Origin of the sequence: Chromobacterium haemolyticum DSM 19808 (genome assembly GCF_000711885.1) — a bacterium.
GTDB lineage: Bacteria > Pseudomonadota > Gammaproteobacteria > Burkholderiales > Chromobacteriaceae > Chromobacterium > Chromobacterium haemolyticum.
On sequence record NZ_JONK01000005.1, the window covers coordinates 112911 to 126529 of the forward strand.

At 56.0% G+C, this 13619-nt stretch carries 9 protein-coding genes and 1 tRNA gene; 7 read left to right on the forward strand and 3 right to left on the reverse strand.

Translation table 11 applies throughout. From position 1 onward, the window contains the following. Nucleotides 1–173 precede the first annotated feature (173 nt). From BR71_RS04225 to BR71_RS24030, 4 genes are all read left to right on the forward strand, one after another. Nucleotides 174–2849, forward strand: coding sequence for a type VI secretion system Vgr family protein (locus tag BR71_RS04225; RefSeq protein ID WP_081862545.1), 2676 nt, complete (start codon nt 174–176; stop codon nt 2847–2849). Then, nucleotides 2849–4573 (forward strand): esterase/lipase family protein, encoded by a 1725-nt coding sequence (locus tag BR71_RS04230; protein ID WP_043633121.1) that lies wholly within the window; start codon nt 2849–2851, stop codon nt 4571–4573. Before BR71_RS04225 ends, BR71_RS04230 begins: the two co-directional genes overlap by 1 nt. 12 nt (nt 4574–4585) lie before the next feature. Next, nucleotides 4586–5563, forward strand: a complete 978-nt coding sequence (locus BR71_RS04235; RefSeq protein WP_156038811.1) for a T6SS immunity protein Tli4 family protein — start codon at nt 4586–4588, stop codon at nt 5561–5563. Nucleotides 5564–5700: 137 nt separating this feature from the next. Beyond that, nucleotides 5701–6273, forward strand: a complete 573-nt coding sequence (locus BR71_RS24030) for a hypothetical protein (protein WP_156038813.1) — start codon at nt 5701–5703, stop codon at nt 6271–6273. 130 nt (nt 6274–6403) lie between these two features. Here the strand turns inward: BR71_RS24030 and BR71_RS22745 are convergent, their stop codons facing one another. Together BR71_RS22745 and BR71_RS04245 are read right to left on the reverse strand one after the other, a co-directional pair. Beyond that, the gene (locus BR71_RS22745) at nt 6404–7996 is read right to left on the reverse strand and encodes a site-specific integrase (protein ID WP_081862546.1); all 1593 of its coding nucleotides are present in this window, start codon (nt 7994–7996) and stop codon (nt 6404–6406) included. A gap of 94 nt (nt 7997–8090) precedes the next feature. Continuing rightward, nucleotides 8091–8175, reverse strand: a tRNA-Leu gene (locus BR71_RS04245). Nucleotides 8176–8342: 167 nt separating this feature from the next. On the opposite strand from BR71_RS04245, the gene BR71_RS04250 reads away from it, so the two are divergent. The 3 genes from BR71_RS04250 (at nt 8343) to BR71_RS04260 (ending at nt 11892) form a co-directional block, all read left to right on the forward strand. Further along, a complete protein-coding gene (locus tag BR71_RS04250) occupies nt 8343–9032 on the forward strand; it encodes a Bax inhibitor-1/YccA family protein (protein ID WP_043633127.1) in 690 nt (229 codons plus the stop codon). A gap of 596 nt (nt 9033–9628) precedes the next feature. Then, nucleotides 9629–11419 carry a S8 family serine peptidase gene (locus tag BR71_RS04255; RefSeq protein WP_043633130.1) on the forward strand — a complete coding sequence of 597 codons (1791 nt, stop codon included), beginning with the start codon at nt 9629–9631 and terminating at the stop codon, nt 11417–11419. Between the two features lie 2 nt (nt 11420–11421). Continuing rightward, complete coding sequence (locus BR71_RS04260; protein WP_019100266.1) at nt 11422–11892, forward strand: hypothetical protein; 471 nt, start codon at nt 11422–11424, stop codon at nt 11890–11892. A 58-nt stretch (nt 11893–11950) separates the two neighbouring features. On the opposite strand, the gene BR71_RS04265 is transcribed toward BR71_RS04260, so the two are convergent. Then, nucleotides 11951–13435: a methyl-accepting chemotaxis protein gene (locus BR71_RS04265; RefSeq protein WP_043633135.1), complete on the reverse strand. Its 1485-nt coding sequence runs from the start codon at nt 13433–13435 to the stop codon at nt 11951–11953. Nucleotides 13436–13619 lie beyond the last annotated feature (184 nt).

The following is a 13619-nucleotide window of genomic DNA, read 5'->3' on the forward strand; positions in this document are numbered from 1 at the left end:
TGCTCTTGGGAAAGAGTGCCCCTGTCCTTTAGGATGGGGCCTTGCCAAACCTTGACCTATGTCGCTTGTTCCGTCACTGTTCATCCAAATAGAATGTTAGCACTCTCCATTCCGAACCAACACGACAAGACCACTTTGTATAAGTGGTTTTTCTTTGCGGACATTCTATTTCTATGGACATCAGCCAGCTGCTTGCCAGTTTTTCCAGTGCCTTCACGCAAAACAATCGCCTGCTTACGTTGTGCCTTGGGGATGGCAGCATCGCGGCTGAAACCTTGCTGCCTCAGACTCTGGAAGGCGAAGAAGGCGTTTCCGAGAGCTATCGCTATCAATTGACCTGCCTGTCTCCCAATGGCTCCATCGAACTGAAGTCTCTGCTAGGCGTGGCCGCGAAGATAGGCATTGCCGCAGCCTCCGGGGAAGAGCTGGTGCGCTGCGGGGTGGTGTCGGAGGTGAAGCAGCTGGGGGCGGATGGCGGTTTTGCTCAGTACGGTTTGACGGTGGAAGCTCCTTTTTCGCTGCTGCGCTATCGGCGGACTTCACGCGTGTTCCAGGACTTGACCGTGCCGGACATCATTAAGCAGATTCTGGCGGAGCACCAGGCGAATAATGCTCAGTTCGCACGGGTTCAGACCTTGGACATTCAAGTGGGTCCGGCTTCGCCGCGCAGCTACTGCCTACAGTACCGCGAGAGTGACTATGACTTTATCGTGCGCTTGATGCATGAAGAGGGTTACGGCTGGCGGTTTGCCCATTCTGAGAAAGACAAGCTGCCGCAAGTACAGCTGATCCTGTTTGATGATCCGTTTGGATTGCCCGCCGCCAACATGGAGCGCCTGCGCTTTCACCGTAGCGATGCGACGGAAGAAGAGGACGGCTTAACCGCTTGGGAGTCTTCCCGGCAAATCGTATCCGGCAATGTCGCGCTGGCGAGCTTCGATTACCAGCCGGTCACCAGCAATATGACGGGCGATGAAAGCCAAATCAATCAGGGCCAGAGCGGCAAGGCCTTACAGTCCACCTTGCAGGATTACGCGCCGCAGACGCTTTACTATGCGAGCGATGCGGAGCAATTTGGGCACTACGCGCAGCTGCGGCAGCAGGCGCATGATTTACAGGCCAAACAGTTCAGTGGCGGTGGCGCGGTCAGAGGGCTGCTGCCAGGCGAATGGTTCCGTCTGGACAACCATCCCAACCATGACGGGGACAGCAGCGAGCAACGTGAATTCGTGGTGACCAAACAGAACTTCATCGCTCATAACAACCTTCCCCAAGGACTGAAGCGGTTGCTTCAAACCGCCACGGGCAAAGAGCAAACTGAACCCGCGCCTTACCAAACCACCTTTACCGCTCAACGGCGCGGCATTCCGCTAACGCCGGCATATGCCTATACCCGGCACGCCAAGCCAACGAGTTTGGGCAGCCAGACCGCTACCGTGGTGGGGCCGGCCGGCGAAGAGGTGCATACGGATCAATTCGGACGCATCAAGGTGCAATTCCATTGGCAGCGCCCTGAAGAGCATCCCGGCATCGGCGCGGCGATGGATGATAAGTCCTCTTGTTGGATTCGAGTGGTGATGCCTAGTGCAGGAGCGGCTTGGGGGCATCAGTTCATTCCCCGCATCGGTCAGGAAGTCTTGGTGGATTTTCTGGAAGGAGACATCGACCGCCCGGTCGTTGTTGGCGTGCTCTATAACGGTAGCCACGCCACACCGGACTTTAGCGGTGCAGGGGCTTTACCGGCGAACAAGACCCTTTCCGGCATCAAGTCGAAAGAGCATCAAGGCGGCGGCTACAACGAACTGCTGTTTGATGACACTCCCGGCGAAGTCCGCGCCAAGCTTTCCAGTGAGCCTGGCAAGACCCAGTTGAACCAGGGCTTTTTGACGCATCCCCGCAAAGACGGGAAAGCGGAGCCACGCGGCAACGGCTTCGAGCTGCGAACGGATTTGTCAGGCGCGATCCGGGCCGCTCAAGGGGTTCTGGTCAGCGCCTATGCCCGTGAAGGCGCTGGCGGCAATCAACTGGACCGAGAGGAGTTGATCGGCCAGTTGGAGATGGCGCTATCCATTGCGAAGTCTCTCGCCAAGCAGGCCGAGGTGCATCACGCGGATGAGACCGACACCAAGCCGCAAGAGCAACTAACGCAAGACGTTAAACAATGGGAAGGTGGCAGCAATACCGCCAAGGAAGCCAAGGGTGGGCACAAAGCCATTCTGGCCCTCGGCGCACCGGAAGGCATTGCTCTGGCCAGCGAATCGAACATCTCGATGGCAACAGGCAGCACGCACGACTTGATTGCCGCCAAGGACAGCAACCAGAGCATAGGCCAGCATCTGCGCATGCGCGTGGGACAGTCTCTGTCCATCTTCGTGATGCAGTTGGGCATGAAGCTCATCTCCGCCTCTGGCGCGATTCGCATCCAAGCGCAGGATGACGACATTGAAATTATCGCCGCCAAGCGCTTACGTCTGGTGGGCTTGAAGGCTGTCAGCATTGAAGGGCCTCAGGTCAATATCACCGCGCAGAATGCCGGCGCGGAGTATGGGGGCGGGATCACCACGAAGACATCGGCCACGCATACCCAGCACGCCGCCAGCCACGCAATGACGGGACCGGCCAGTGTCAGCCCGCAAATGCTCAACCTGCCGCAAAGCGCCATTCAGACGAATGAACAGTTTGGCATAGCAGGCCGCTCCGGCAAGGCGCAATCCCAGATACAGCATGAAGTCCGCAATGGTCAGAACAAGCTGGAAAGCTCAGGCAGCACGGATGGCAGCGGCGCAACCTCTACGCTGACCGGCAAGGTCATTGATCAACTGAAAATGCATCTGAAACGGAACGGATAATGGCCGACGTATTAAGCACCGCAACCCGCCGCGTATCCTTGCAATTCGACAAGAAAGGCAACCCATATTTTGAATCCGTCAAAAGCCCGGACAGTTTCAAGCAGTGTGCTTTATGCGTAAAACCGCCGCATACCGTTATTCCGGTGATTTTTGTGCCGGGGATTATGGGAACGAATTTACGGTTACGGGATAAGAAGCAAATAAAAGCATGGGCTCCGCCTAATGGGAAGCTAGGCGGGATAGGAGCGGCTCTTAACGGAGCTAATCAATCGCCTGCGGAGCGTCAAATTTTATTTGACCCTAATAGTACCGAAGTTAACCCGGATGGCCCTTGCCAAGTTCCGGATAATTTGCATTGGGTCAGCACCGAAGAGGCTAGGCGACGTGGCTGGGGCGCATTGCATGCCGACAGTTACCACTTCATTTTGCAGCGCTTGGAAGTCATCCTCAATGACCAGTACAGCAGCCCAGGTCATCCTGAGGAGCGTGGTAATTTTCTGTTGCCGGAAATTGGTCTACTGGCCCATCTCAATGGCGGTAAGCAGACTGCTCCTCGCTCTGAGAAGGAACCGGACTATGTCAAGGCCGCAGCGGAGGCGGTAAAAGCTTGGAATTTGACCCCACAGGGACTGAGTCAAGACGAAGTACTGCGGTTGGATGATTATTACTATCCGGTATGGGCACATGGTTACAACTGGCTGCAAAGCAATGAAGAATCCGCGCAATCCCTGATTGAGAAGATTGATAAAATCATTGAGCATTACAAAAATACCAACTATTTCGATTGCGATGGCAAAGTTATTTTGGTCACCCATTCCATGGGGGGCTTGGTGGGGCGTAGGGCGGCTCAGATGGCTCCTGACAAGATATTGGGGGTAGTGCATGGTGTGCAGCCGGTAGCAGGCGCGCCAGTGGTCTATCGCCGTTTCCGCGCCGGGACTGAGGTAGGCGGCTTTTTAGATATTGAAGGCGCCGCCGTGGCAGCCATCATTGGTTGGAATGCTGGGGACATTACGCCGACTCTGGCATGTTCGCCTGGACCGTTGGAGTTGTTGCCGACCAAGCACTACTCACCGGGCTGGCTGAAAGTTGTTAAGAAAGGCGGTGGCGATGTGATTTTTAGCTTGCCGCAGGCTGATCCCTATGAGGAAATTTACAGCAAGACCACGGATGAGTGTTGGTGGGGGATGCTTGATCCTGAGTTGATTGATCCCGCCAATAAGTTAACTACAGCCGATAACACACCGCTTGAGGCGCATCGAAATGCTTTAGATAAATCGAGAGACTTTCACAATGTTCTCGGTCTTTACGCCCATCCACAAACATACGGCTATTATGGCATTGACGAAAAGAAGTTCCGAACTTTTGGCCATATCCATTGGCAGGCTTCAGGACGTATTCCAGAGGACGATGTCATGCCATTAATCTATCAAAAGGATAGTCAGCGAACCATGACGGGGAAAAGTACCGTTCCACTTTATCAAGATGAAGATTCGCCAAAAGTTAAATTCAAACTAAGCAATGAGCGTGACCAGGGAGGGGATGGCACGGTTCCTCTAGATTCTGGGAAAGTGCTAGCCCAGCTGCAACCAACACCCAAAGCGGTATTTAGCATGTCGGGGTTTGACCATCAAATGAGCTACAAAAACAAATATGCGATTCAAGCTACAGTCTATGGCATCGCCAAAATCGTTCAACAAGCCCCGCCGCCCAAGGCATACTAAAGGACTGTCACTATGAATCGACTTGCTTTATTGCTTGCCTTATTGATGGCCTGCCCTGCTATTTATGCTGCGGAGAATAAGATGTTTGACAAAATGAGAACTTACTGCTTTGGTCGTTACTTGGTTGATATTCCTTATGAAGCTGAACTGAAAGGCCAGGGTAATAATTACCAAGGGGCATCTATCAAGTCGGTGCGTGGAGGGGAGGGTCAATACAAGGGAATGATTGAAAAAAGAATTGGTGAATTGAAGGATGGAAAGTCTGCCTCTGGGCTATTTAAATTTGAAAAAGAGATCGGCTCAATTGCATCTGGAAATTTGTTGCTTGGGTATAAGGTGGCATTTGGTAGCCCGATGTACAGCATTGACTCATTTAAGTTAGATAAGGGGTGGATTTTTACCACCTCAAAGGCACCTTACAGTCCCGGAAAAATTAACTCAATATTGGAGAGGTTTGATGGCTATCTGAAAAATGTGCGCTATCGCTCGGATCGTGAGGCCCCGAAAGAGGCAGGATTTTGCATTGAAAATGGCTTTGTCTCCAATGATGGAAAATCGCCACAGTTTGAGATGGCTTCAATCACTTTCGCCTTGAAGAATAATCCGGATGTTTGGTTCAGCATAGACAGCTTCACACTGTCAAAACCAGAGCCATCCTTGCTGGAAAGGCAAAAGGCAGCGAAATTGGATGAGAGATTTCCTGGTAAGATAAAGGCGATCAGGAAGGGCGCTAGAACGGTAAATGGCATGCAGGGCGAGGAGTCTCTAAATGAGTTCCCCTCGGACAACGGCATGGGTGTTGCGCACAGTTTTATGTGGGAAGCTCAGGGCGGATTTGATGATCCTCTCAATCCAAAAGTCTCGATACAGCTTACCTCTGGTGAAGGCGTAGCCGGTGTTACGGGGGAGTCATCCTTAAATGCAACACAAATGCAACGCCTCTATGAAAGCGTGATTAAGTCCATCCGAGTTCGCCCGATAGCTCAATAAGTTTATGAGGCATAATAGGTGATGGCATCGATCAATCTGTGTCAATATGCATAACTCAAAATATACTACAGCCTTGTGCTGGGCGGTAGTTAAATAAGTTCGTTTTCGATCTTATAATCGATAGGGTTTGTTTGTCTATGATTAATCTTTCGAAGATTGCTGTCTGCTTTGGAGTCTTTCCTGCTGTGTTAATGGTGGTAGGCTGCGCTGTTAATAGGCCGCTTGAACCTGAGGCGATCCGCGCCGCGATGAAAGCGACTTATCAGTGTCATTCATCGCCAATAGAGAAAGTGGGGCAAGGCGAGCAAGGTGTAAATAAAGGCTGCTATTTTGTGCTGCATAGCCCGGAGACGGGGAGGGTGCTCAAAAATACTCCTTATCTACTTCAGGTCCATGATCCGAAGTCCAGCGGCGAAGCTCCTGCGATTTCATTGCAGGGACGGACGGATGGTCAAGGAAGAAGTCAATTTGTATCACCCCCTTTTGATATTGATGTGAATGCAGTGCGCTTTGTAGAAGTTGTGGGCAGCGGGAACTATCGGGCCAACTTTACCTTGGTTTCAAGAAGCGGAAAGCCATCTAGCGGGGCTGGATACAAGTTGTTGGCATGCGGGAAAGAAGTATATAAATCCCGTGCAGACTATCACGGTGAAACAGTGGTTTATCAAACGCAAGATCGCTGTGACTTTTCAATGCAACTTACAAGGTGAGCACGGAGCAGCTTTGCTCTAGGTTCAAGTAAATTCCTTTAAAAGATAGGCACTGATGCTACCTAACGAGGTGTAACTTCAGCGCCTGTCTTTGGTTTTTGTGCTATTGAACAGAGAAACACAATCGTGCTCAGTATGATCTTTGCCAAGAGATATGTGATAGTCCTATGTTTTTGAAATTTAATTGGCCGATTGCAACAAATAGTGGACTCAATGGGTAGGTTCCAGACCCATAGCTCCTAGATGTTGATGAGTTAGTGTGGCCGGTGAGGGCAGCGTGTGTTTCTTCATCTACCTCAGCTTCTCTGCATATGTCCTTGCAGTTATGCCGGAATGAGTGAAACACCATGCGCTTGTCTGTAATTCCTAATTGCTTCCTGCACCACTTTCCCCACCATTGTGACCATAGGGATGAACGCTTTCCATATTTGTCGGGCGTTAATTCTGGGAATAGGTATCCAGTGGGAGGCAGTGTCTCTAGGTAATTGCCAAATCCCATCCGTTCCAGTTCCGAATGAAGAGGAACTCGACGTCTCGACTCGTTGGTTTCCACTGAACCTTCATCATCTCTGTCCGTGATATGAATATGCCGCCCTTGGCTATCCTTCACAATGTCCGATACTTTGAGTTGAGCTAGTTCTTCTAGCCTTGCTCCGGTAAATAGGCCCAACAGCGGCAGCCAGAAAGCTGTTTCTCTCTTGCCAGCTACAGGCCGTGTATTTTGGGTGGCGTAGATCGGGCTGTTGAAGATAGCTTGGAGTGCCTTCAGGTCATAGGAGGTCCGCGACTCTTTTTGAACTTTTCCGACTACGACGCGGACGGATGCGATAGGATTTTGTTCGATGTAGTCATTTTGTGCAGCCCAATTCAGCAGCGTTTTCAAAAACGCTAGGTGCTTGGAATTGATTGTTTTGGCTGAGAGGCCCTTCTGCAAGAGGGCTTCCTTGTACTTGAGGCCATGTGCTTTAAGTATCTGCTTGACTGGTAGGGTGCCGATGCAATCATGAAAACGGTTAACCACTTGAAGCATATCGTCAAATGATTTGCTTTTCAGCTTCCGCTCGGTTTGGTATTTTTTGAGAATATCTACTAGAGTCGGGGCTCCCTTGCTGGCTATGGCCGCCCTAGCCTGTAAAGGGGCCAAAGAGGGCATGGGCACATCGTCGACTACTTCGCCCTCGTGGCGGGCTTTCAAGGCATCTACGGTGCGTTTGTATGCCTTGGATGCGGCTGAGACGAGCCTCTTGTAGTCGACAGAGCTTGTATCCAACTCGATGCCTTCAAAGCGGAGGCTGTCTTCAAGGGCATTTACAACTGACCAAGTGTCTCCTCGAGCGATGGCCGCACGTGCATCTTGATCCAGCCGGGAGAGATCGTCTCCTAGTTGTTCATATCTCGCGTTGTCCAGGCCCTGTGATCGTAACTCGCTATCGAACGTCATCATACGAGATTGGTGCATATGAACGATGCGGCTTATGTCATCGTCTGAGAGGGCTACGACTACAGTGGCCTTGTCCTTGGCGCGAAGTTCGGCAAACTGATCGTCCCACTCCACGCGTATTCTTGCGGCAAGGCGGTTCGCCTCCCGGAGGTCTCGTGTTTGCAGTGAGCACCACACGTCTTTTTTGCCGTTGAAATGGGGGCGTAAATCAGTAGGGATCGTGATGCGGAAGTAGTAGACTGAAGAGCCTGTGCGGCGGAGTACATTGGTATGCTTAGGCATGTCTGGTATGGGGCCAAGTGTAGCACACAACTGTAGCAGTTGGCCTGGAGTGGCCTTTGAAATCAGTAAGTTATTGAGGCTTAACAGATTTTAATGGTGCGAAAGGAGAGACTCGAACTCTCACGCCTTGCGGCGCTGGAACCTAAATCCAGTGCGTCTACCAATTCCGCCACTTTCGCTTTGATGCCGCTTGCAAATTAGAACAACCGTCCTCATTTGCAAGGGAGTGCAAGAATACCCGAAGCGTTTGCGCGACGCAAGCCGGGCCGCCGGGAAACTTATTGCCACAGCGGCTGTCACTGTCGGTACAATTTGATAAAAATCCCTTTGGAGAAAGGCTTACATTATGCACCCGAACCTTGAGACGGCCTATCAGACGACCGGTATGGCCGAGGTACGCCATAAGGTTCTTCGCAATACTTATGGTTTGCTGGGCTTGTCGATGATTCCCACGGTGATGGGAGCCATCGTCGGCACCAATATGAATTTCGGCTTCCTGGCCGGCAGCCCCATCATCGGCATGCTGGCGATCCTGGCCGTGTTCTACGGCTTGGTGTTCGCCATCGAGAAAAACCGCTACAGCTCGGCTGGCGTGTTTCTGATGCTGGGTTTCACTTTCCTGATGGGCTTGCTGTTGGGGCCCTTGCTGCAACTGGCGTTCAAGTTTTCCAACGGCGGCCAGCTGATTATGACCGCGGGCGCGGCCACCGCGCTGGTGTTCTTCGTGATGGCGGGTATCGCCACCACCACCAAGCGCGATCTGAGCGGCCTGGGCAACTTCCTCACCGTGGGCGCCATCGTGCTGATGGTGGCGGTGGTGGCCAACATCTTCCTGGGCATGCCGGCTTTCCATCTGATGATTTCCGCGGCTTTCGCGCTGTTCAGCTCGCTGATGATTCTGTGGCAGGTCAAGGTGGTGGTGGACGGCGGCGAGGACAGCTACATTTCCGCGGCGTTGTCGATCTACATCAGCATTTACAACCTGTTCACCAGCTTGTTGCAACTGTTGCTGGCTTTTGCCGGAGAACGCGACTAAACCTCGCGTCGGCATCGTCTTCCAATCCAAAACGCCCCGTCCGGGGCGTTTTTTATTTGTTCCTTTTTCTTCTCTTTCTTAGTGCTTCTGTCTGACAAATCATGACGTTCTTCTCTGGGCCTGGCTGTGTTTATGGGCGACTGGCCGCTGCGCCGTCGGCTACGGTAATTGTTGGATATTTCATGCTAAGCGGTTGATTTTTACACTATTTTTCTTGGTTTGTTGCTTCTGTTTGTCATATTTGCGAATGGGAATTATTGCATTTTGTATTATGAAGTTTTTATATACGATAAAAATAAATAAGACTTTGGCATTTTCGATTTTGATGGTTCACTGCTTGGGCGGACGCCGCTTGGGCCAGCCGGAGCGCGGTGATGGAGGCCGTCTCGGCGGCCCGGCGCGAGCGCCGACGCAGGTTTGCCGCATGGTGCCCGGATTAAGAATGGCTTGGCCTTTCGAAACCGGACGCCGGCGCAGGACCGAGGATTTCGCCGCCGCTGGCAGGCGGGGCGAATGGCCGAGAGCGATGGGGTGGCAGCCCCGGACTCGCGGCAGTTGTTCTCTATCGACAGCAGTTTCGACACTTAGGAGATGCAATGCGTATCCATATCACGGTGGGCGCGGTTTCGCTGGCCCTGGCGTCCTTGGCCGGTCAGGCCGCAACGCCCTTGCAAGCGGGAGATCCGCTGGTGTCCCAGCAATGGTTCCTGCAAAACACAGGGCAGAACGCGTTCTCGCAACGCGGCGGCGTGGCTGGCATCGATCTGAACCTGGCGCTCAGCCATTCGCGCAGCATCCACGGGCGCGGCGTGACGGTGACCGTCATCGACGACGGCCTGGAGATCCGCCACCCGGACTTGGCGGGCAATGTGGTGCCCGGTTCCAAGAACCTGGCGAACAATAGCGACGATCCGACTCCCAGTTTGGCCACCGACAGCCACGGCACCGCCGTGGCCGGCATTGCCGCCGCGGTGGGCTTCAACAATCTGGGCGGCCGCGGCGTGGCGCCGGCGGCCAGCCTGAACGGTTTTAACTGGTTGAAGGCGCAGACGACCGCCGGTTGGATGCTGTCGCACGGCAAATCGCCGAGCGACGGCGCCGGCCAGTCGTCCACCAGTTCCCGCGTGTTCAACCAGAGCTACGGCAGCTCGGCGATCCGCTCGATTCCGGGCAATCCCGATACTGATATGTCGTTGCGGGTGCGAGACGAAGCGCACGAGGATGTCAGCCTGCGCAGCAACGGCGGCAAGGGCGCGGTGTTCGTCAAGTCGGCGGGCAACGCCTACGTCAGCTTCCAGTCCGGCTCGGACAATGACGGCAAACCCACCTATGTACTGGCGAAGGCCGGCAACGACGGTCTGCCGATCCAGGATTCCAACCTGACCACCGACAACAGCAACTACTGGAACGTGGTGGTGTCGGCGCTGAACGCCGACGGCGTGCGCTCGTCCTACTCCTCGGTGGGCGCCAACGTGCTGCTGACCTCCCCTGGCGGCGAGTACGGCACCGCCAGCCCGGCGATGGTGACCACCGATCTGGTGGGTTGCGACCGCGGCTCCAACTCCACGTTGCGTCCGTCCACCAATCAGTTGCACGGCGGCACCGCGCTGGACCCTAATTGCGATTACCGCGGCACCATGAACGGCACTTCCGCCGCGGCGCCGGCGGCTTCCGGCTCGTTCGCGTTGCTGATGTCGGCTTATCCCAGCCTGAGCGCGCGCGATGTGCGCGATCTGTTGATCAAGTCGGCGCGCAAAGTGGACGCCAATCATGCCGGCGTGACCCTGGCCTTCAAGGACGCCAAGGGCGGCGCGCACAGCTACCAGGCTTTGCCGGGGTGGCAGAACAACGCCGCCGGTCTCGCCTTCCATCCGTTCTACGGCTTTGGCCTGATCGATGTGGACAAGGCGGTGGAACTGGGCCGCAATCACAAGCCGTTGGCTGCGCTGGAGAAGACGCGCTGGCAGACGGTGTCGGTGATGAAGGAGATTCCGGATGCCAGCGAAGCTGGACTGGACAGCGTGTACACCCATGCCGAGGATTTGACGGTGGAAGCCGTGCAGGTGCTGGTGGATGCTAAGCACGGCCGCGCCAACGATCTGGCGGTGGAATTGATTTCGCCGGCAGGCACTCGCTCGGTGCTGCTGTCGCCGCGCACCGGCCTGGTGAACGAGAGCTACGGCCTGAACCAGCAACGCTTGTTGTCCAACCACTTTTACGGCGAATCGGCGCGCGGTCAATGGCGGCTGCGCGTGATCGACACCAACGGCGCCGAGTACTATTACGACTACCGTGACGCTAAGGGCCAGCGCACGCTAAGCCTGCCCAACGCCACCGGCACCCTGCGGTCTTGGTCCATCCGCTTCATCGGCCACAAAGGAGCATAACGATGAAACATTCCCTGATTCTGGCCGGCCTGCTGGCCTTGGCCGCCGGCGCACAGGCCGCCGACGTTCCGTCCTTCAAGCAGAAGCCGGGCGGCCAGCCGCTGGTGATCAACGGCAAGACCTATTACAAGCAAGCGGCTCCGGCCGGCAAGCTGCCGCAGGGCGTCAGCGCCCGCTCGGCGGCGAGCGAGGGCGGTGTGACGCTGAAGCGCGGCGACGTGCTGCGTTCCGAAGGCGAGCTGGCTCCGTCCAGGGTCAGCGGCGTGGTGATGGTGAAGCTGGCTTCGCCGCGAGACGAGGCCGCGGTGGCGCGCGACCATAGCCTGAGCGTTCGTTACCGCACTCAGAGCGTGGTGGTGTTCGACGCGCCGGCCCAGGTCGAGTTGCTGTCCTTGCAACAGCGCCTGTCCGCGGACAAGCGGGTGAAGCAAGTGCAGTTGGAGGTATTCAGCAATAGCGAGTTGCCGCAATAAGGGCGTTCGCGGGCGAGAGCCTGTTCAAAGGACGACGCCGGCCCTGGGCCGGCGTTTTTCATGCCGTGGCGTTTTGCGTCTGAAGGTGGCGGGTGTTTTGGCCCAGATCCACCAACAAGCGGTCCAACCGGGCGATGGCGTCCGCGATGGCCTGGGTTTCGCCGGACAGGCTGCGGGTGGATTCGCCCACCGCGGTGATGTCGTTGGCGAACTGGGCGAAGCCGCGGTTTTGATTGGCTTCCGCCTGCGACATCTGGCTGAGCAAGCTGGCCAGCTCGCCGGTTTCGCCTATGATGCCGGACAGCTTGCGTTGGGCGTCTAGCGAGTTGTCGCGGCCCGCCTGCATCTGCTGATTGCCGTCCCGCATCGCGACGAGCGCCTGGTTGGTGCCGTCGACGATCAGCCGGATTTTCTGTTCTATGTCCAGAGTGGCGTTCTGGGTGCGCTCGGCTAGTTTGCGCACCTCGTCGGCCACCACCGCGAAGCCGCGGCCCAGCTCTCCGGCGCGCGCCGCCTCGATGGCGGCGTTGAGCGCCAGGAGGTTGGTTTGGTCGGCGATGTCGCGGATCAGTTGCACGATGCCGCTGACTTCTGCGCTGCGCTCGCCCAGCTGTTCCAGCCGGTTGGAGGCCAGCGCGATCACTTCGCCGGCCTTGCTCAACTGCCTGACCGCCTGGTCCATTGCTTCGCCGCCGCCCAAGGCGGCTTGGCCGGCGGTGTGCGCCAGCTGAGTGGCCGTCACCGATTGCTCGGCGTTCTGGCTGGTGACCACCGCCATTTGTTGGGCGATCACCACCATGTCTTCGGAGCGTTCGCGCTGGCTGGCCATGGTTTCGGCCATATTGCCGGTGCTGCCGGCGATATCGCGGCTGGCGCTGGAAGCGGCCTGGATGGACTCGGTCAACTGAGCCATCAGCTGCCGCATCGCCTGTTGAGCTTGTTCCGCCTCGCGCCGCGCGCCTTCCAGTTTCTCAAAGCTTTTGACCTTGGCCTTGTCGAAGGCCAGCGCCAGGGCCAGCACCACCAGCGACAAGCCTGCCAGCGATTTGGCCTGCAGCTTGGGAATTTCGGCGGGGGGAATCGGGTTGGCGGGCAGCAGTCCCTGGGCGCTCATCCACAAGAACAGGCCGATGGCGGCCACGGTCAGTCCCAGCCAGACCATGCCGGAGACGCGGGTGGCGACGAAGACGGCGGTGAAGGGAATGGCGGCGAACCAAACGATGCTGGTGGACTGGATGCCGCCGTTGACGTAGACCATCCAGCACACCATCGCGTACATGCAGCTGGTGATGAATTCAGCGCTGAAGCGCACCGCGCCGCTCAGTTTGAGCAGAAGCGGCCCCAGCAGCAGGCCCAGGCCGCCCAGCGCGATGCCGGCGGCCATCGCACGGTGGCCCAGTTGCAGGTATTCGATGGCGAACAGCGGCGCCACCAGGCCGGCCAGCAGGCCGACCCCGACGACGGTGCGGCCGCGGATAGCCTGTTCCGGAGATTGGCGTATGCGGTCCGGGATGAACCATTCGGTGATGGTTTGAATCGACATGGAGTGCCCCTCTGATGCGTTGTAGACGCGGCTGCGGACGCAGCTTGTTGTTGTGCGGCTTTTATGGCGCTCCAATGTAAAACAATTGTTTGAATTAACGCAATGGCATAGCCGGGCAGGGCCGAATAGGAGAGGAGAACTGTTGCGCGCAATGGCGAAACCGCCTGCCGGGAGGCGGGCGGTT

Bases quoted from the DNA above. Each gene is read 5' to 3' on its own strand.
- BR71_RS04255 (WP_043633130.1), top strand. From the start codon at position 9,629: ATGCGTATCCATATCACGGTGGGCGCGGTTTCGCTGGCCCTGGCGTCC.
- BR71_RS22745 (WP_081862546.1), bottom strand. From the start codon at position 7,996: ATGCCTAAGCATACCAATGTACTCCGCCGCACAGGCTCTTCAGTCTAC.
- BR71_RS04230 (WP_043633121.1), top strand. From the start codon at position 2,849: ATGGCCGACGTATTAAGCACCGCAACCCGCCGCGTATCCTTGCAATTC.
- BR71_RS24030 (WP_156038813.1), top strand. From the start codon at position 5,701: ATGATTAATCTTTCGAAGATTGCTGTCTGCTTTGGAGTCTTTCCTGCT.
- BR71_RS04260 (WP_019100266.1), top strand. From the start codon at position 11,422: ATGAAACATTCCCTGATTCTGGCCGGCCTGCTGGCCTTGGCCGCCGGC.
- BR71_RS04265 (WP_043633135.1), bottom strand. From the start codon at position 13,435: ATGTCGATTCAAACCATCACCGAATGGTTCATCCCGGACCGCATACGC.
- BR71_RS04250 (WP_043633127.1), top strand. From the start codon at position 8,343: ATGCACCCGAACCTTGAGACGGCCTATCAGACGACCGGTATGGCCGAG.
- BR71_RS04225 (WP_081862545.1), top strand. From the start codon at position 174: ATGGACATCAGCCAGCTGCTTGCCAGTTTTTCCAGTGCCTTCACGCAA.
- BR71_RS04235 (WP_156038811.1), top strand. From the start codon at position 4,586: ATGAATCGACTTGCTTTATTGCTTGCCTTATTGATGGCCTGCCCTGCT.